The organism is Duganella fentianensis (assembly GCF_009857835.1).
Taxonomy (GTDB): Bacteria; Pseudomonadota; Gammaproteobacteria; order Burkholderiales; family Burkholderiaceae_D; genus Rugamonas; species Rugamonas fentianensis.
Genome location: NZ_WWCL01000004.1, coordinates 538,807 through 556,284 on the forward strand (window position 1 = coordinate 538,807; position 17,478 = coordinate 556,284).

Annotated in this window: 14 protein-coding genes; 4 read left to right on the plus strand and 10 right to left on the minus strand. The window is 62.3% G+C overall.

Features of this window, described 5'->3' with window-relative positions:
• Positions 1 to 32: 32 nt before the first annotated feature.
• The 4 genes from GTP23_RS19485 (at position 33) to GTP23_RS19500 (ending at position 6,194) form a co-directional block, all read left to right on the plus strand.
• Entirely contained in the window at positions 33 to 2,702 is a 2,670-nt protein-coding gene (locus tag GTP23_RS19485) for a TonB-dependent receptor (RefSeq protein ID WP_161036625.1), read from the plus strand.
• 108 nt (positions 2,703 to 2,810) lie between these two features.
• Positions 2,811 to 3,887 carry a glycoside hydrolase family 18 protein gene (locus GTP23_RS19490; RefSeq protein WP_161036626.1) on the plus strand — a complete coding sequence of 359 codons (1,077 nt, stop codon included), beginning with the start codon at positions 2,811 to 2,813 and terminating at the stop codon, positions 3,885 to 3,887.
• Positions 3,884 to 4,987, plus strand: a complete 1,104-nt coding sequence (locus tag GTP23_RS19495; protein ID WP_161036627.1) for an acyltransferase family protein — start codon at positions 3,884 to 3,886, stop codon at positions 4,985 to 4,987. The genes GTP23_RS19490 and GTP23_RS19495 overlap by 4 nt, the downstream gene beginning before the upstream one ends.
• A 4-nt stretch (positions 4,988 to 4,991) precedes the next feature.
• Complete coding sequence (locus GTP23_RS19500; RefSeq protein WP_161036628.1) at positions 4,992 to 6,194, plus strand: DUF5009 domain-containing protein; 1,203 nt, start codon at positions 4,992 to 4,994, stop codon at positions 6,192 to 6,194.
• Positions 6,195 to 6,262: 68 nt separating this feature from the next.
• On the opposite strand, the gene GTP23_RS19505 is transcribed toward GTP23_RS19500, so the two are convergent.
• The 10 genes from GTP23_RS19505 to GTP23_RS19550 form a co-directional block, all read right to left on the minus strand.
• Entirely contained in the window at positions 6,263 to 7,564 is a 1,302-nt protein-coding gene (locus GTP23_RS19505; protein WP_161036629.1) for a hypothetical protein, read from the minus strand.
• Positions 7,565 to 7,669: 105 nt separating this feature from the next.
• Positions 7,670 to 8,782, minus strand: a complete 1,113-nt coding sequence (locus GTP23_RS19510) for an ABC transporter ATP-binding protein (RefSeq protein ID WP_161036630.1) — start codon at positions 8,780 to 8,782, stop codon at positions 7,670 to 7,672.
• Between the two features lie 4 nt (positions 8,783 to 8,786).
• On the minus strand, positions 8,787 to 10,103 hold the full coding sequence (locus GTP23_RS19515) for an MFS transporter (RefSeq protein ID WP_161036631.1): 1,317 nt from the start codon (positions 10,101 to 10,103) through the stop codon (positions 8,787 to 8,789).
• Positions 10,104 to 10,127: 24 nt separating this feature from the next.
• Positions 10,128 to 11,633 carry a beta-N-acetylhexosaminidase gene (nagZ, locus tag GTP23_RS19520; RefSeq protein WP_161036632.1) on the minus strand — a complete coding sequence of 502 codons (1,506 nt, stop codon included), beginning with the start codon at positions 11,631 to 11,633 and terminating at the stop codon, positions 10,128 to 10,130.
• Complete coding sequence (locus GTP23_RS19525) at positions 11,630 to 12,433, minus strand: carbohydrate ABC transporter permease (RefSeq protein ID WP_229256187.1); 804 nt, start codon at positions 12,431 to 12,433, stop codon at positions 11,630 to 11,632. Before GTP23_RS19525 ends, nagZ begins: the two co-directional genes overlap by 4 nt.
• An 8-nt stretch (positions 12,434 to 12,441) precedes the next feature.
• Entirely contained in the window at positions 12,442 to 13,299 is an 858-nt protein-coding gene (locus GTP23_RS19530) for a carbohydrate ABC transporter permease (protein ID WP_161036634.1), read from the minus strand.
• Between the two features lies 1 nt (position 13,300).
• Complete coding sequence (locus tag GTP23_RS19535; protein ID WP_229256188.1) at positions 13,301 to 14,587, minus strand: ABC transporter substrate-binding protein; 1,287 nt, start codon at positions 14,585 to 14,587, stop codon at positions 13,301 to 13,303.
• Between the two features lie 25 nt (positions 14,588 to 14,612).
• A complete protein-coding gene (locus GTP23_RS19540) occupies positions 14,613 to 15,626 on the minus strand; it encodes an SIS domain-containing protein (RefSeq protein WP_161036833.1) in 1,014 nt (337 codons plus the stop codon).
• A gap of 5 nt (positions 15,627 to 15,631) precedes the next feature.
• Positions 15,632 to 16,747, minus strand: a complete 1,116-nt coding sequence (nagA, locus tag GTP23_RS19545) for an N-acetylglucosamine-6-phosphate deacetylase (RefSeq protein WP_161036635.1) — start codon at positions 16,745 to 16,747, stop codon at positions 15,632 to 15,634.
• Complete coding sequence (locus GTP23_RS19550) at positions 16,744 to 17,478, minus strand: GntR family transcriptional regulator (RefSeq protein ID WP_161036636.1); 735 nt, start codon at positions 17,476 to 17,478, stop codon at positions 16,744 to 16,746. The genes nagA and GTP23_RS19550 overlap by 4 nt, the downstream gene beginning before the upstream one ends.

Below are 17,478 nucleotides of genomic sequence, written 5' to 3' on the forward strand. Positions count from 1 at the left end.
TAAAAAGAAGCCACCAATCAAAGGGGGAGTATATGAAAGGTAATTTCACCGCAGAACAGCGCATGAAGCCGATCGCTGCAGCCGTGGCCATACTGGCCATGAGCGTCGCCATGTCGGCCCAAGCACAGCAAGCTAAAGAAGATCCAGCCACCGTTGTCGTGACTGGTATCCGCGCTTCGCTGCAGCAGTCGCTGAATCAGAAGAAAAATGCGGATTCGCTGGTGGAAGTGATCACCGCGGAAGACATCGGCAAAATGCCGGACAAGAACGTGGCTGACTCGCTGTCGCGCGTCGCTGGCGTGACCACCACCAGCGCCGGTTCGAACGAAGGTTCGTTCGGCGAGAACGAACACGTACAGCTGCGCGGCCTGTCCTCGCAGTTCACCCTGACCACCCTGAACGGCCACACCGTATCGAGCGGTGACTGGTACGGTCCTAACATCGCTGCTGGCGGCCGTAGTGTTTCCTACACCCTGCTGCCATCGGATCTGGTCGGCCGCATCGTGGTGCACAAATCGTCGCAAGCGGACCTGATCGAAGGCGGCGCTGCCGGTACCGTCGATATCCAGACCCGCAAGCCACTGGAATTCAAGGATCGCCTGACCACTTCGGCCTCCGTCGAAGCGGCTTACTCGACCGCTGCCAAGTCGACCGACCCGGCAATTACCGCACTGGTTAACTGGAAAAACGAAGACAACACCTTCGGCGTTCTGGCCCAGGTGTTCTCGCAAACCCGTAAGCTGCAACGCGCCGGTTCGGAAGGCGTATGGTGGGATAAAGTGCCGTCGACCTACGTCGACCCTGCACTGGCCGGCAAGAACGGCAGCCTGCTGAGCGGCGCCGTGCTGTTCGAGCAAGAGCGTAAGCGTAACGGTGGCTACCTGGAAGCGCAGTGGAAACCACAAAGCAATGTAACGCTGGATCTGTCGGGCTTCCTGTCGACCGTCGACGCGAAGAACTACAACACCAACTTCATGGCGGACACGGTCAGCCCGTTCAAAGGTATTCCTTCCAGCCCGAACGGCGTCAAACCAACCGGTTCCTACACCGTGGTCGGCAACACCATTACCTCTATCTTCTTCGACAAGAACGCTTTCGGTGCGAATACCAACGGCGCCTGGTCGGCGGTGGAAGACGTGGCAGCCCGTCCTGATGCCAAGACCGATTCGAAGTTCGTGAACTTCGACGCCAAGTGGAAAGTCAGCGATGACCTGACCCTGACCGGTAAACTGGGCCACACCAGCGGCAGCGGCAAAACCAAGGACGTCGGCTTCGAAGTGCAGAGCGGCTGGAACCAGGGTGCTGGCTACTCGCTGACCAACGAAGGCATCTTCGTGCTGAACGTACCGGGCGGCGACAAGTTCGTGCGCAATGGCGGCGGCATCGGCGGCTGGGGTAGCTACACTTCCTCGACCGACAAGGAAACCTATGGCCAGGTTGACGCTGAAATGAAACTGGCTTCGGATCTGGTGCCATCGATCAAATTTGGTGGCCGTTTCGCCAAGCATGAGCGCGATCTGGAGAAATTCGGCATGGCCCTGGCTGCCGGTTCGAATGACGACAAGCAGATTCCTGAAAGTGCAGTGGGCAGCTACGGTTCCAACTGGTACGGCAATCTGCCTGTGAACCCGACCCCGGGCTTCACCCCGTTCAAGATCAGCAACGACTACGTGGCATCGTGGGTAGCGCAGTACGCCACCTTCAATAACCACGCTACGCAGCAAGAGTTCAACATCAAGGAAGATACCAGCGCTGGCTACCTGATGGCCAACCTGCAGCCTTCCGAGACTGTCAGCGGTAACGTCGGTGTACGTCTGGTACGCACCAAGATGAACATCCACGCCTTCCTGCCAGGCGGCAAACCACAGTACGAGCAGACCTTCAACGACGTACTGCCTAGCCTGAACCTGCGCGCCGACCTGTCGAAAGACCTGATCGCCCGCGTTGCGGTGAACCGCGGTCTGTCGCGTCCTGACTTCGGCCAGCTGGCTGGTAACGACCTGCGCGACCTGCAGCACACCGGCGTAGGCAGCAACCCCTACCTGACCCCGATCCGCAGCAACAACCTGGATCTGAGCATGGAGTGGTACTTTGCGCCTAAAGCCCTGCTGTCGGCTGGCGTATTCCGCAGCGACCTGAAAGGTGTGATCGCTTATGGCCATAGCATCCTGCCATACGCTGACGCTTCCAAACAGGGCGCCATCGCTGACTACGACATCTCGGCTCCTGTGAATAGCAACGGTAAGCTGAATGGCTTCAACGTGGCTTACGAGCAGAACATCTGGGGCGGCATCGGCGTGTCGGGTAACTACACCTACTCCGATGGCAAACTGACCGACAAACTGGCTACCGGCACCTGCAACGGCAAAGCTGGCGAAGACTGCACCCTGTACGGCACCTCGAAGAACTCCTACAACGTAGGCGCCTTCTACGAAGATGACCGCTTCAGCGCACGTATCGCCTACAGCCACCGTTCGGTGTACAAGCTGGGTAACCGCGGCGGTGCCGACTACTTCCAGAGCGCTAACGGTTCGCTGAACATCGCTGTGAACTACACCCTGAACAAGAACGTGATGTTCACCGTGGAAGCGCAGAACCTGAACGATCCGCTGATGACCGTGTACAAAACCGACACCACCCAGATCTCGGGCGTGTACAAAAACGGCAAGACCGTGTACGGTGGTCTGCGCGTCAAGTTCTAATGGCATGACTGATCCGGCCGGCCCTGTCTGACATGGCTGGCCGCGATTGAGCAAGGCTGTCCGGCACTGGTGCCGGCAGCCTTTTTTCTTTGTGTGACAGGATTAACTATGCATAGAATTTCCCTGCCTGCGCTGGCCCTGGCCGGCGCCATGCTGTGCACTTGCGCGGCCGGCCATGGCGCCGATGCTGCAGCAGCTTCCGCCGCTTCCACGCCCGCTGGCGCTGCGACGGGCGCGCCGCCCGTGGTGCTGAGTGCCTACAAACATCTGGCGCAGTGGCAGGACGATGCCGCGCCCGTCATCACGGTCGCACCGCAGGGTGTGCGCATGCCGTATCTGGCCGATGGCGCTAGCCGCTTCGGCCGCGCCGCCCTGAGCTGGGCCTTTGCCAGCGGCGAGTGCGGCGAAGAAGTCTGGGGCAGCGTGAGCGGGGCGCAGATTGCGGCAGCCAATGTGGCCGCGTTTGCGCAGGCCGGCATAGGCTATATCGTATCCACGGGCGGGCAGGGCCATATGTTCACCTGCGCCAGCGATGAAGGCATGGAGCGCTTCATCAGCCGCTACGATACGCCCGCCTTGCTGGGCATCGATTTCGATATCGAAGAAGGCCAGACTCCGGCCCAGATCGATGCGCTGGTGGGACGCGCCGTGGTGGCGCAGCAGCGCCGTCCTGCGCTGCGCTTCAGCTTTACCGTGGCCACCCATGCCGCGTCCGACGGCAGCCTGCACAGCCTGAATACGCTGGGTGTAACCGTACTCAAGTCGGTGCGCCGGCAAGGCCTGCGCAACTACACCTTCAACCTGATGGTGATGGATTACGGCCCCGCCACGCGCAAGGTGTGCGTACTGCGCAAGGGCCGCTGCGACATGGGCCGCTCGGCCCTGCAGGCGGCGCACAATGTGCACCGCAAGTACGGCATCCCGTATAATCAGATCGAACTGACCCCCATGCTGGGCGTGAACGATGTGGTGGAAAACGTGTTCACCGTGGCCGACATGCAGCGGCTGGCGCGCGCCGTCGCCCAGCTCAAGCTGGCCGGCCTGCATTACTGGTCGCTGGACCGCGATACGCCGTGCCGCCAGCCCGTTAAAGGTGCCGATGCGCTGTGCAGCGGCATGGCCGGTGTGCCGGCTGGCGCCTATCTGCGTGCCATGGGCGCTGCCGCAGCGGAGCGCCCGCAATGAAGCGCATGCTGGCGCTGGATGTGTTGCGCGGCCTGACGGTAGCGCTGATGATCGTGGTGAATACGCCGGGTGACTGGGGCCACGTGTTTGCCCCGTTGCTGCACGCCCAGTGGCACGGCTTTACGCCGACCGACTGGGTATTTCCCACCTTCCTGTTCGTGGTGGGCAATGCGCTGAGCTTTGCCGTACCGCGCTATGCGGCACAAGGCCATGGTGCCGTGCTGCGCAAGGCGCTCAAGCGCAATATCATCATCTTCCTGCTGGGTTTCCTGATGTTCTGGTTCCCCTTCGTGACGCAGGATGCCAGTGGCAGCTGGGGCCTGATCCCGCTGGCCACTACCCGCATCCCCGGCGTGTTGCAGCGCATCGCCCTGTGTTCGCTACTGGCCACACTGATCCTGAATTTCTGGGGCATGCGCGGCGCCGTGCTGTACTGCGTGCTGGCGCTGCTCGGCTACTGGTGGATATTGCTGGCCTTCGGCGATCTGACGCTGGCCGGCAATGCCCCGGCCAGATTCGACCTGTGGCTGCTGGGTCCGGCGCACCTGTATCACGGCGAGGGTGTGCCCTTCGATCCGGAAGGCTTGCTCGGTACGCTGCCGGCGACAGTGAATCTGCTGGCCGGCTATTTCACCGGCCGCATGCTGCTGCAGCAGGGCACGGGCGTGGCAACGCTGCGCCGCATGGTGCAGGCGGGCGTGCTGCTGGTGCTGCTGGCGCTGTGCTGGCAGCTGGTGCTGCCGCTGAATAAAAAGCTGTGGACCAGTTCCTACGTGGTGCTGACCATAGGGCTGGATCTGCTGATCCTGGCGCTGCTGGTGTATCTCATCGAAGTGCGCGGCCAGCGCGGCTGGACCTATTTCTTCGAAGTGTATGGCAAGAACACCCTGTTCATTTTCATGCTGTCGGAACTGGCCGTGGTAGTGCTGGTCCGCCTGCACGTGGGCACGCTGACGGGCTATAGCTGGCTGTATCAGCAGCTGTTCCAGCCGCTGGCGCCGCCGCAGGTGGCGTCGCTGCTGTTTGCACTGTGCTTCATGCTGCTGTGCTGGATAGTCGGCTGGCAGATGGATAAGCGCCAGTGGTATGTGAAAGTCTAGCGCGATGACGACCCACACCTTAGCCACTGGCGGTAGCACCAGCAGCACTACCCGCCTGCTCAGCCTCGATGCCTTCCGCGGCTTCGTGATTCTGACCATGATCTGGGTGAACTATCTGGGCGGTATGCCTGCCATACCTTACTGGCTGGAGCACGCGGGCCCGCGCGCGGACGGCATCACCTTGCCCGATCTGGTGTTCCCCGGCTTCCTGTTCATCGCCGGCATGGCGATTCCGCTGGCGCTGCGCCGTGCCGTCGGGCAGGTGACGCCGGCCCTGCTGGGGCGCCTGTGCTGGCGTGCGGTCAGTCTGATGGTGGCCGGTGTGGTGCTGGCCAATGCCTACCGCTATAGCGCCCTGGCGCTGCTGCCGCGTGCCTGGTATATGACGCTGTTCTATCTGGCCATGCTGCTGCTGTGGCGCCAGGGCGGGGCGCGCTGGCAGGCATGGCTGGGCGGCGCGCTGATGCTGGTCTTGCTGCTGCTGTTCCGCGGCCAGCCCGATGCCGATTTCCCCAGCGTGTATCTGACCCACGGCTGGTGGGGCATACTGGGCATGATAGGCTGGGCCTATCTGGTCTGCAGCCTGCTGTATCTGGCCACGGGCGGCAATGCCATGGCGCTGACGGGCGCGCTGGCCGGCCTGCTGGTGCTGTACATGGGCGGCACGGCCGGTGCCGTGGTTTTCCCCGCTGCGCTCGACGCGCTGGTGAACGTGCCGCAACTGCTGGGCTCCACCTCGGCCAATATGCTGGCCGGCGTGCTGGCTACGCTGCTGCTGACGCAGGCCGCCAGCACGCCGTGGCAGCGCGTGCGTGCGCTGGCCTGGCTGGCGCTGGCATTGTTTGTGGCCGGTCTGCTGCTGCGCCCCTATCACGGCATCAACAAGATCTATGCAACGGAATCCTACACGCTGGTATGTGCGGGCCTGATACTGGCCCTGTACATCGTGTTCCATGTGCTGATCGATCTGCTGCAGTGGCGGCGCTGGTGTGTGTTCCTGCTGCCGGCTGGCAGCAATGCGCTGTTTGCGTATATCGCCCCCGATCTGTGGGAGCAGGCCATGGCCGTGCTGCATATGCCGCGCTGGTGGTGGCCGTATCTGGCGCAGGGCGGTCATGCAGGCCTGCTGAATGCGGCCGTACTGACACTGGCGATGATGGGCTGGACGGCACTGGCCAATCGCGCGGGCTGGCGCCTCAAGTTCTGAGCGCAAGCGGGGCCGGAAAGCACTGCGGCCGGAAGATCCGGCCGCAGGGGGGATACTGCTATGAGAGATTACTGGGCTTCAGCAACCGCTTTAGGCGGGTTCTGGTACATGATCCAGTAGCGGGCCAGATCGGCGCGGCCGTCGTTGCCGGTGATGGTTTCCAGCAGTTTGACCGACTCGTCTTTTTTGCCGGCCAGTGCCAGCGCATAGCCCAGACGCAGTTTGGCATCTTCAGGGTTTTTGGCTACGCCTTTGGCGATACCCTGTTTCATCAGGTCGATACCCTTGTCGAACTGGCCCAGTGCGATGTAGTTGTAGCCCAGATTGACCAGACCCACGCCGTCTTTCGATTTCATCGCTGCGTCGATACCTTTGTCGATGTTTTTCGCATCGTCGGCGGCACCCTTGTTGGCGCTGTCCTTGACCTTCTGGATCACGGCTTTATCCTTGCCGGCAGGGACGCCGTTAGGATAGGCCTTGTCCATCGCCACTTTACCTTCGGTGAAGAAACCACCCAGCACGGCCAGATCACCCAGCTCCAGGTAGTCTTCCGTTTCCATTTTCGATGGAGCGGCCAGTGCTTTCAGACGGGCTACGTCCAGATCGAAACGGGTCGAGTAGGTTTTTTTGCCGCGGGTGCGGTTCAGCAGGTCGAACCAGTAGTCTTCCGTAGCGTAGTAGCGGGTCAGCTCTTCCACAGCCTGCAGATACAGTTCGGTATCCTTGGTCTTGATGCCGATATTGCCCAGCAGGTTAAGCTCATCTTTCGGTGGTGCGATGCCGGTCTTCTTGGCCGCTTCCAGGTCTTTCAGCACCTCAGCCTTGGCACCGGCGAAATCGTTTTTGAAGAACATCGAACGTACGATGAACTGGTGCTGTTTCTGCATATTGCCCGATTCCGTACCATAGCGGTTGAACCAGACGATGGCCTGATCGTAGTCCTTGATGTTGCTGTAGTAGATGCCGGCAATCGCTTCGATGAAGCGCAGCTTGTCTTCCGGTTTCAGACGGCCCGATTCCAGCATCTCGCTCAGACCTTTTACGCTCAGTTGGTGGTTGTCCGAAGCCTGGCCCAGTTGCACGCGCATCTGGTTCAGCACGAACTGTTCGTAAGGCGTCACGTTAGGCATGGCGGCCGACTGGTCGATGCGGCTCTGGAATTCGGCGAAGTTCTTGTTAGCCAGCAGGTCTTTGGTCTGGGCCGGATCGATCAGTTTGTAGATTTCCGGACGCACAACGTCCTTGGGCGGTTCGGCCGGTTTGGCCGCTTCGGCGGCAACCACAGGGGTCATACCCAGCAGGGTAGGGGCAGCGTTCAGGCCGATGGCGGCCAGCAGCAGACTAAGACGGGCGAAACGAATGTGGGACATGAATTATCCTTCTATCAAACAATTGAGCGAACGGGCTGGTAGGCCCTGCCGTCGCGACGGAGTAAACCCGCGTATTGTTACATAAAACTGGCGGAAAAACTGAAATCAAGCGTGCCGTACGGTGCTGGTGAGGGCCAGACCGCTGCGGTCGAAAATGTGGCACTGCAGCACGGGCAGCTGCAGATGGCAGCGCTGTCCTGCCTGCAGCGTGGCCGCCGCAGCCGGTGCACGGATGGCAATCAGCTCGCTGCGGCCATCCAGACTGGCATAGACGATGGACTGGTCGCCCAGATATTCGATATGGCCTATGCAGACCTCCACTGTGTTGTCATCCGCGCCAGGCAGCAGGCGAAGGTGCTCGGCGCGCACGCCCAGCGTGACGCGATCGCCGCTGCTGGCGCTACTGCCCGCCGCGCAGGCTACGGCGACGATGGCGCCGCCCGGCAGCAGCAGATTGAGCTGATCGGCGCTGCGGGAGATCACCTCGGCGCTGATGAAGTTCATCTTCGGCGTGCCGAGGAAGCCCGCCACAAACAGATTGGCCGGATGGTTGTACAGCTGGTGCGGCGTGCCCACCTGCTCGATGCGGCCGCCATTGAACACGGCGATGCGCTGGCCCAGCGTCATGGCTTCCACCTGATCGTGGGTGACGTAGATCATGGTGGTCTGCAGTTCGCGGTGCAGCCGGCTGATCTCTACCCGCATCTGCACGCGCAGGCTGGCATCGAGATTCGACAGCGGTTCATCGAACAGGAATAGCTCCGGTGTGCGCACGATGGCGCGGCCTATGGCCACGCGCTGGCGCTGGCCGCCCGACAGTTCGGACGGTTTGCGCTGCAGTAGCTGGGAGATCTGCAAGGTGTCCGCTGCGCGCTGCACGGCGGCGTCGATGGCAGGCGTTTTCTGGCCGGCCAGCTTGAGGGCAAAAGCCATGTTGTCGTACACCGTCATGTGCGGGTATAGCGCATACGACTGGAACACCATGGCCAGCTTGCGCTGGGCCGGCGCGATATCGTTGGCGCGCACGCCGCCGATATGCAGATCGCCGCTGCTGATATTTTCCAGACCGGCGATCATGCGCAACAGGGTGGACTTGCCGCAGCCGGACGGACCGACGAACACCATCAGTTCGCCGTCGGCGATATCGAGGTCTATGCCGTGCAGCACGGCGGTTTTGTCGTAATGCTTGACGATCTGTCTGAGACTGACACTGGCCATGGACTCAACCCGCGCTGGCGGCGGCAGGATTGCCTTCCGCTTGAGCCTCGTCCTCCTGCGGACGGGCGGCCATAGGAATCAGCTGCGACAGCACGGCCACCGGCACGGCGCAGATCATCACCCACACGAAGAAGTTACGGTAACCGAGTGCCAGCTGGATGTCGCCGCTGAACAGTTTGAACAGCACGAAGCCTAGCTGCATTACACCCGTCGCGAACGCATAGTGGGCCGTCTGGTATTTGCCCGGTGCGACCACCTGCATCATGTACAGAATCAGACCGACGAAGCCGAAGCCGTAGCCGAACATCTCCACGCTCAGGGCCACGCCGATCACCGACAGTTGGGTAGGCTGGAACACGGACAGCAGATAGAAGGCCAGATTCGGCAGGTTCACGGCCAGTATCAGCCACAGGATGGCGCGTTTGAGGCTGAGCCACGAGGTGAAATAGCCACCGGCGATACTGCCCACCACGAAGGCCACCGTGCCCACCGTGCCATACACGGCGCCCACTTCTGCTGTGCTCAGACCAAGGCCGCCCAGATGGCGTGCTTCACGCAGGAACAGCGGGCCGATGGACTGCACCTGCGCCTCGCCGGCGCGGAACAGGATGATGAAGATTATGGAAACCCAGATGCCTTTTTTGCGGAAGAATTCGATGATCACCTGCCACAGCGTGCGTGCTATTGCCGCTGCATTGTGCTCGTCGCTGGTGGCATTCTTCGCCAGCGGCAGGGCCCAGCTGTTGTACAGGCCCAGCGTGACCATGATGGCGGCGAGGATGCAGTAGCTGATGGTCCATGCCGGTACCACGCCTATGGATTTTTCGAAGTGTCCGGCCAGCAGCAGCAGGCCGCCTGTGGTGAAGAATTTACCGGCATTGAAGAAGGTGCCGGTCCAGCCGGCATACTGCGCCTGACCTTTTTCATCGAGGCTGGTGATGTACAGGCCATCGCAGGCGATATCGTGGGTGGCGGCGGAGATGGCCACCAGTCCCAGCATGGTCAGCACGGCAGCAAACCAGAACGGCGTATGCAGCGACAGCGCCACGCCACCCAGACACAGGCCACCCATGATCTGGAAGCCGACCACCACCAGTTTTTTACTGCTGGCCAGTTCGAGGAAGGGACTCCACAGCGGCTTGAACACCCACGCAAAGCCGATCAGCCCGGTCCAGTGATTGAGCTCGTCGTTGGGCACGCCCATACTCTTGAGCATCTGGTTGGCCACGATCATCACGGCGAAGAAAGGCAGGCCCTGTGCCAGATACAGGCTGGGTACCCAGAATTTCGGATTGCGTACGGCTGGTGTGCTGTGTTCCATGTGGTGTCTCCCCTCAGGTTTTTATTATTCGAAGCCGGCAACCGGTACGCGGCCATTGGCTTCCAGCGTGCCGGACAGCCACAGGTTGATGGCCTCCAGTGCCGGCTGGGCAAAGCCGTAGGTCAGCAGGGCAGGGGCCTGGATGTCGAGCGCCTGATACGGGTTCCACAGCGCCAGATGCAGATCGGGTTTCCAGTTGTTGCGCGCGTTGTCGCCATAGCGCAGGCGCGAGGTGGAGGCCAGCATGGTGTAGCGGCCATCATCGGGCAGGCTGCTCCAGTCGAAGCTGTCGGCGTTGTCGTAGGTGAGCAGTTCCACATCGTACAGCGTGCGCAGCGAGTCGGCCACCACGGCGGCCGGCACGCCGGCTTCCGATACGCCGTCGCTCACCACATCCTGCCGTGCCACCAGACGCACGCGCGCGCCAGCGGCCGGGCGCTGTGGCGCGCCGTAGGCGGTCAGGCTGCGCTGCCAGCCTTCGGCCATGATGCGGCGGTCGCTGGCGTCTTCCTTGTAGGAGCGCTGCTTGCACGGATATGCCTGTGCCAGCGCGCCGAGGCGGGCCAGACGGCGCTGGATATCGGCCTGCGAAATCTCGCCGGAAGCGATGGCAGCGGCGATGGCGTTCAGGGTTTCTTCCTGCGTTTCCGTGGTGCCCAGTGCCATCACCATGTCGGCACCGGCCGTCAGTGCGCGCACGGCGGCATTGCCTACGCCGTAGCGGCCGGCAATCGCGTGCATGTCCATGCCGTCGGTGATGATGATGCCCTGATACTGCCATTCCTCGCGCAGCATGCCGGTGAGGATGCGGCGCGACATGGTGGCCGGATTGTCGGCATCCAGCGTCGGGTAGACAATGTGGGCCGTCATCATGGCCGGTGCGGCACCGGCGGCGATGCGGAACGGCGCCAGTTCCATGCGTTCCAGTTCGGCGACTGGTTTGTCCACGGTGGGCAGGTCGCGGTGCGAATCGACGCTGGTGTCGCCGTGGCCGGGGAAGTGCTTGACGCAGCAGGCCACGCCTTCCGCGTGCGAGCCGGCCATCCATGCCATGGCCAGTTCGGCCGCGCGGGTAGGCTCGGCGCCAAACGAGCGCTCGGCGATGACGGGGTTGTGCGGGTTGTTGTTCAGGTCCAGCACGGGAGCGAAGTTCCAGTTGAAGCCCAGCGCCTTGACGGCGCGCGCCACGGCGGCGCCGGTGCGGTAGCTCAGATCGAGGTCGTTGGCGGCACCGAGACCCATGGCCGCTGGTGGTGCCGGTACCCAGGTGGAGCGCACCACGGCGCCGCCTTCCTGATCGATGGCGATCAGGGCTTCGTCGCCCATCACGGCGCGCAGATCGGCCGTCAGCCTGGCTAGCTGGACCGAGTCGGTCATATTGCCGCGGAACAGACAGACAGCGCGGATGCCGTTAGTCTTGAGGAAATCAGCGGTGGCGGCATCGAGCGTGGTACCGGGGAAGCGGATCATGATTAGCTGGCCGGCCAGCTTGCGCAACTGGTCTTGGGTTACTTGTGGGGTTAAGGTCATTTCACTGCTCCATCCATGCCGCGCATGAAGAATCGTTGAGTAAAGAGGAAGGCTGCCAGTGTAGGCAGTATGGTAAGCACGGTGCCGGCGGCGATCACGCGCGTGCTGCTGCCGAACGTGCCGCGTAAATACAGCACGCCGACCGACAGCGGGAACTGGTCTGGCTTGCTCATCACGATGGATGGCCAGATGTATTCATTCCATGCTTCCACCGCCGTCAGGATGCCGACCGTGGCCAGCCACGGGGCGATCAGTGGCAGCATGATTTTATAGAAGATGGTCCATTCCGAAGCGCCGTCCACGCGCGCTGCGTCGATCAGATCCTGCGGCACTTCTTCGAAAGCCTGCTTGAGCAGCAGGATGGCCACCGCCGTAACGACATTCGGCAGGATCACGCCCGTGTAGGTATCGACCAGACTGAGTTTGGTAACGGTGATGAAGTTGACGAGGAAGTTCACTTCCGACGGCAGCACCAGCGTGGCGAGGATCAGGCCGAACACCAGCTTGCGGCCCTTGAACTGCATACGCGCCAGCGGATAGGCAGCGGCCGAACACAGGGCCAGCTTCCAGAACACGGTGCAGGCCGCGATCAGCAGCGAGTTGCCGAGGAAGCTGGCCATGGGGAGGGTTTCGAACACGGCGATGAAGTTCGCCAGTGATGGCTCGCGCGGCCAGAAGGTGGGCGGGAAGGCGAAGATATTCCCTTCCGTGGACAGCGCCGTGACCAGCGTCCACCAGAACGGGAATACGCACACCAGTGCCAGTGCACTGAGCAGCAGATAGTGGGCGAGTGTTTTCAAGGGCGTCTTCATGGGCGGTGTTTGGGTTTCAGATAGCGCAGGCATAGCAGGGCTATGCCTATGCAGAACACCGACATGACGAAGCTGGCCGCCAGTGCGCGCGGCAGCTTCAGGTGCTTGAGGCCCTGATCGTAGGCGTAGTACAGACCCGTGAAGGTAGAGTTCATGGGGCCGCCCTGGGTCAGCACGTCCACTTCCTGATAGGCTTTCAGTGCGGCCAGCACGGACAGGATGGCGCACACCATGATGGTAGGGCGCAGCATGGGCACGGTGATTTTCCAGAAACGCTGCCAGCGGCTGGCACCATCGAGGATGGCGGCTTCCTGCATATCGGCCGGCACGGCCTGCAGTGCGGCCAGATACATCACCATATACCAGCCCAGCCCGCGCCACAGTGTGACGAACATGATGGCAAACAGCGCCAGACTGTCGTTGGACAGCCAGCCTACGGGCGCATCGACCAGACGGCACAGCATCAGTACGTAGTTGAGCGCACCCTGTTCGTGGAACATGAAACCCCACATGATGCCGACCACGGAGACGGTGGTGACGACCGGCACATAGAAGGCAGCGCGGAAGTAGCGGATGCCGGGCAGCTGATTATTCACCAGCACGGCCAGACTCAGTGCACCGATCTGCACGAAGGGCACCATCAGCAGGAACACGAGGGAGTTTTTCAGGCCCGTGACGAACATCTCGTTGTTGAAGATGTAGCGGAAGTTATCCAGACCTACCCAGTGGGTCTCGCGGATCAGGCTATAGTCGGTAAAGGCCAGCAGCGAACCAAAGGCCACGGGCCAGAACGAGAACACCGCCAGCAGTGCCAGTGCCGGTGCGAGGAACAGCCATGCAGTCAGGTTGCGCATCTTAATGGCTCCGCAGGCTGGCAAGTTTGCGGTTCCACTGCAGCACGGCCTGATCGAGCGCGAGGCGGATATCCTGCTTGCCCGTCACGCCCGCTTCCACGGCTTTCACCAGATAGCGGCGCAGTTCGTCGTAATCGTCAATGCCGGCCACGTACATCGTATGCGAATGGGGCATGGAGACGGCACCGGCAGCGACGGCTTTTTCGGCCGCACCGGCACCGGCCGGCACGGTGGTGAAGAAGGCATCGTTGGCTGCCTGCGCCATGGCCGGATACACGCTGGCCTGCTTGGCGAAGGCCAGCTGGTTGGCGTCGTTGGTGAGGTAGCGGGCGAACTTGCCGACCGCAGGCAGCAGCGCAGGACTGACATTTTTCGGCACGGCGAAATGCACCAGCCAGCCACCATCGGCGATGCCGGTAGGGCCTAGCGGCGCCGGCGCCACATCGGTGATGGCGTAGATATCCTTGGCGTCCGTTTCGATACGGCGCACGGCCGTGGGCGGTGCCAGCAGCATGCCGAGCCGGCCGCCTTTGTAGGCGTCGATGGCGGCGGGGAAGTTATCCTCGGCGAACAGGGCATCCTTGAGCAGGCCGCCGGCGCGGTAGGTGTCTGCCAGCTTGCGGATCAGTGCCACATGGGCCGGTGAATTGAATACGGCTTTGCCATCGCGTAGCAGGGGCAGACCCTGCTGCATCATCAGACCATCGATTTTCGACAGGGCAGGGCACAGACCGGCCTTGCCCGTGCGGGCCGCGATCTGGCGCGCAAACAGCAGCTGTTCATCGAGGTCGCGCGGGGCGCGGGTGATGCCAGCCTGTTTGAAAATTTCGGTGTTGTAGGTGATGACCGCCACGTTGCTATACATGGGGAAGCCGTAGGTCTTGCCGCCGAAGGTCAGATCCTGCAGCGTGCCGGGCAGGTAGCGTGCACGCGCGTCGGCCAGCAGGCCGTCCACCGGCAGCAGCAGACCATCGCGGGCAAACTCGTCGGCCCAGGGCACGTTGAGATTGACCAGTGCTGGCGGGGTGCCGGCGACGATGCGGGTGACCAGTTTGGTCTGGATGATATCCCACGGGAAGTCGACCCACTCCACTTTTACCTCGGGGTTGTCGCGCTCGTAGCGCTGCACCAGCTGTTCGAAGTAGGGGGTGAATTTGGGCTTCATGCTGAAGGTCCAGAATTCGATCTTCTGGACCGGCGGCAGGCTAGGGCTAGCCGCCGTGGCCAGCGAGCCCACCATCCATGCGACCAGCAGTGCCGATAGTTTGCGCAAGGTCTGCATGCTCATGGATGGTGGCGCGGCGTGGTGCTGCTTAGTTGGTTTTGGTGACTTTGCTCAGGTGGCGCGGTGCATCCGGGTCCATGCCACGCGCAGCCGACAGCTGGGCTGCCATCACGTAGAAGGCCTGAATCGCCACGATAGGATCGAGGTCCGGCGTGGCCGCTACTGGCAGAGTCAGATCGCGTTCGGCCACATCGGCCGGTGCCGCCAGCAGCACGCGGGCACCACGGCCACGCATTTCGCTCGCCAGTTGCAGCAGGCCAGCCTGGGTCGGGCCACGGGTGGCGAAGATCACCAGCGGGTAGCCGTCTTCTATCAGGGCCATCGGGCCGTGCTTGATTTCGGCGCCGCTGAAGGCTTCGGCCTGCAGGGCCGAGGTTTCCTTGAATTTCAGCGAGGCTTCCAGTGCGACCGGGAAGCTGATGCCGCGGCCGACCACCATGATGTTGCGGGCCGGTGCCAGCACTTCGATGGCCGGGCTCCAGTCTTCCTTGGTTGCAGCGCGCAGCGATTCGGGCAGCGCTTCCAGACCGGCCTGCAGCTCAGGATCGTTCTGCCATGCAGCCACCAGACGGGCACCAGCGACCATGCTGGTGATGAAGCTCTTGGTGGCGGCCACGCTCTGCTCTTTACCGGCGCGCAGCGGAATCGCGTATTCGGCAGCGTGGGCCAGCGGCGATTCGATATCGTTGACCAGTGCCACGGTGGTGGCACCGCCATCGCGGAAGTATTTGATCGGTTCTACCACGTCCGGGCTCTGGCCCGATTGCGAGATGGAGATGGCCAGCGTGTCGCGCGTGATCAGCGGCGACTTGTTCAGCGTTACCAGCGACATCGGCAGCGAAGCCACCACGCGGCCCAGACGGGCCATGATCAGGTAGGCCGCGTAGGCGCAGGCGTGGTCCGAGCTGCCGCGCGCGATCGTCAGTGCGGTCGAGAAGGACGTGCTCCTCAATTTGCGGCCCAGCTCCGCATAGGCATCGCCATCGCTGGCCAGTTGCAGGGCTACGCAATCAGCGGCGGACAGGGCTTCTTTCAACATCATTGAGGTCACAACAGTTCTCCTTCGATATAGACGGCTTTGAGGTTCAGGTCACGGTCGAGCACCACCAGATCGGCATAGGTGCCGGGAGCCAGACGGCCCCGCTCTTGCAGGCCGAGATAGTCGGCCGCGTTGGTTGAGACCCGTGCCGAGGCATCTGCCAGATCGAGGCCGAGTCCGACCAGGTTGCGTAGCGCCTGGTCCATAGTGAGTGTGCTGCCTGCCAGCGTGCCGTCGGCCAGCCTTACCCCGCCCATGCATTTCATGACGGTGTGGCGGCCCAGCATATATTCGCCATCGGGCATGCCGGTAGCGGAGGTTGAATCGGTGACGCAATACAGTTGCGGTATGCAGCGCAGTGCGGTGCGGATGGCACCCGGATGCACGTGCAGTAAATCGGGGATGACTTCGGCGTAATGGGCATGTGCCAGCGCGGCGCCCACCATGCCCGGTTCGCGGTGGTGCAAGCCCGTCATGGCGTTGAACAGATGGGTGAAACCGTGGGCGCCATGCTTGAGCGCTGCCACGCCATCTTCGTAGCTGCCCAGCGTGTGGCCGATCTGCACGCGCATGCCCGCTTCGGACAGTTCGCGTACCAGTTCCAGATGGCCTTCCAGTTCCGGGGCGACGGTAATCAGTTTGAGTGGCGCCAGTGCTTCCAGCTGTTCCACGTCGGCCAGCTTGGCCGAACGCGCATAGGGCGGCTGGGCACCGAGCTTGCCGGAGTTGATGAACGGGCCTTCGAGGTGCACGCCGAGCACGCGGGCTTCGCCTTTGCCGCGCTGCTGCACGGCGCGCTGTATGCCGCGCAGCGCCTGTTCGATATCTTCCGGCGGCGCCGTCATGGTGGTGGCCAGCAGGCTGGTGGTGCCATGGCGCGCATGCACTGCAGCGATGGTGTGTATGGCGTCGCCGCCTTCCATCACATCCTTGCCGCCGCCGCCATGCACGTGCAGGTCGATAAAGCCGGGCAGGATGTAATCGTCGCGATTGAGTTCGGGGCCACCATGATCACCGTGGACAGCGCTGATGCGCTCGGCGAAGGTGATCTCGCCATGCACCCAGCCTGCCGTGGTGAGGATATTGCCCTTGATACGATTGCTGCCCTTGATTGCATCGCTCATCTGCGCGACTCCGCTACAAATTCATAATAATCACTGCGGCAATACGAGTGGGTCAGTTCCACCGCTGCGCCGTTGTCGAGATAACTGACGCGGGTAATGTGCAGCATGGCTGCCCCCGCAGGTATGCTGGCCAGTTGCGCTTGTTCGGCACTGGCGTTGACGGCGCGGATATGCTGTAGCGCGCGCATCGGGATGGTGCCATTGGCTTCCAGGTAGCCGTACAGCGAATCCTGTACGCTGTGCGGATTCGGCATGTATTGGGCCGGTATGGTGGTGGTTTCGATCGCCATCACCACATCATCTGCCGTACGCAGGCGCTTCAGGCGTGCTACCGGCATATTCGGCGACAGGCCCAGCGACAGCACTTCGGTCGGCGAGGCGATGCCGATTTCGCGCTGCAGCCAGCGCGAACCGGCCGAGAAGCCCCGTTCGCGCAGCTCTTCCGAGAAGCTGGTCAGGCGCGACAGCGGCTGTTCCAGCTTGGGTGTGATATAGGTGCCGGAGCCGCGTTTGCGCGTCAGCATGCCGCGTTCGCACAGCATGTCGATGGCCTTGCGCGCCGTGACGCGCGAAATGGTCAGCATTTCCGACAGCACCCGCTCCGATGGCAGGGCTTCATTGACGCGCCAGTCGCCGGCAGCGATGCCGTCGGTCAGCTTGTTCGCCAGCTGCACATACAGCGGGGTATCGCTATCGGCATCGGGATGGAAATCGCGCAGTTGGCTCAGCAC

Coding starts and splice junctions, on each gene's coding strand:
- GTP23_RS19540 (WP_161036833.1), bottom strand. CDS start 15,626: ATGATGTTGAAAGAAGCCCTGTCCGCCGCTGATTGCGTAGCCCTGCAA.
- GTP23_RS19500 (WP_161036628.1), top strand. CDS start 4,992: ATGACGACCCACACCTTAGCCACTGGCGGTAGCACCAGCAGCACTACC.
- GTP23_RS19505 (WP_161036629.1), bottom strand. CDS start 7,564: ATGTCCCACATTCGTTTCGCCCGTCTTAGTCTGCTGCTGGCCGCCATC.
- GTP23_RS19495 (WP_161036627.1), top strand. CDS start 3,884: ATGAAGCGCATGCTGGCGCTGGATGTGTTGCGCGGCCTGACGGTAGCG.
- nagA (WP_161036635.1), bottom strand. CDS start 16,747: ATGAGCGATGCAATCAAGGGCAGCAATCGTATCAAGGGCAATATCCTC.
- GTP23_RS19535 (WP_229256188.1), bottom strand. CDS start 14,587: ATGAGCATGCAGACCTTGCGCAAACTATCGGCACTGCTGGTCGCATGG.
- GTP23_RS19490 (WP_161036626.1), top strand. CDS start 2,811: ATGCATAGAATTTCCCTGCCTGCGCTGGCCCTGGCCGGCGCCATGCTG.
- GTP23_RS19485 (WP_161036625.1), top strand. CDS start 33: ATGAAAGGTAATTTCACCGCAGAACAGCGCATGAAGCCGATCGCTGCA.
- nagZ (WP_161036632.1), bottom strand. CDS start 11,633: ATGACCTTAACCCCACAAGTAACCCAAGACCAGTTGCGCAAGCTGGCC.
- GTP23_RS19530 (WP_161036634.1), bottom strand. CDS start 13,299: ATGCGCAACCTGACTGCATGGCTGTTCCTCGCACCGGCACTGGCACTG.
- GTP23_RS19510 (WP_161036630.1), bottom strand. CDS start 8,782: ATGGCCAGTGTCAGTCTCAGACAGATCGTCAAGCATTACGACAAAACC.
- GTP23_RS19515 (WP_161036631.1), bottom strand. CDS start 10,103: ATGGAACACAGCACACCAGCCGTACGCAATCCGAAATTCTGGGTACCC.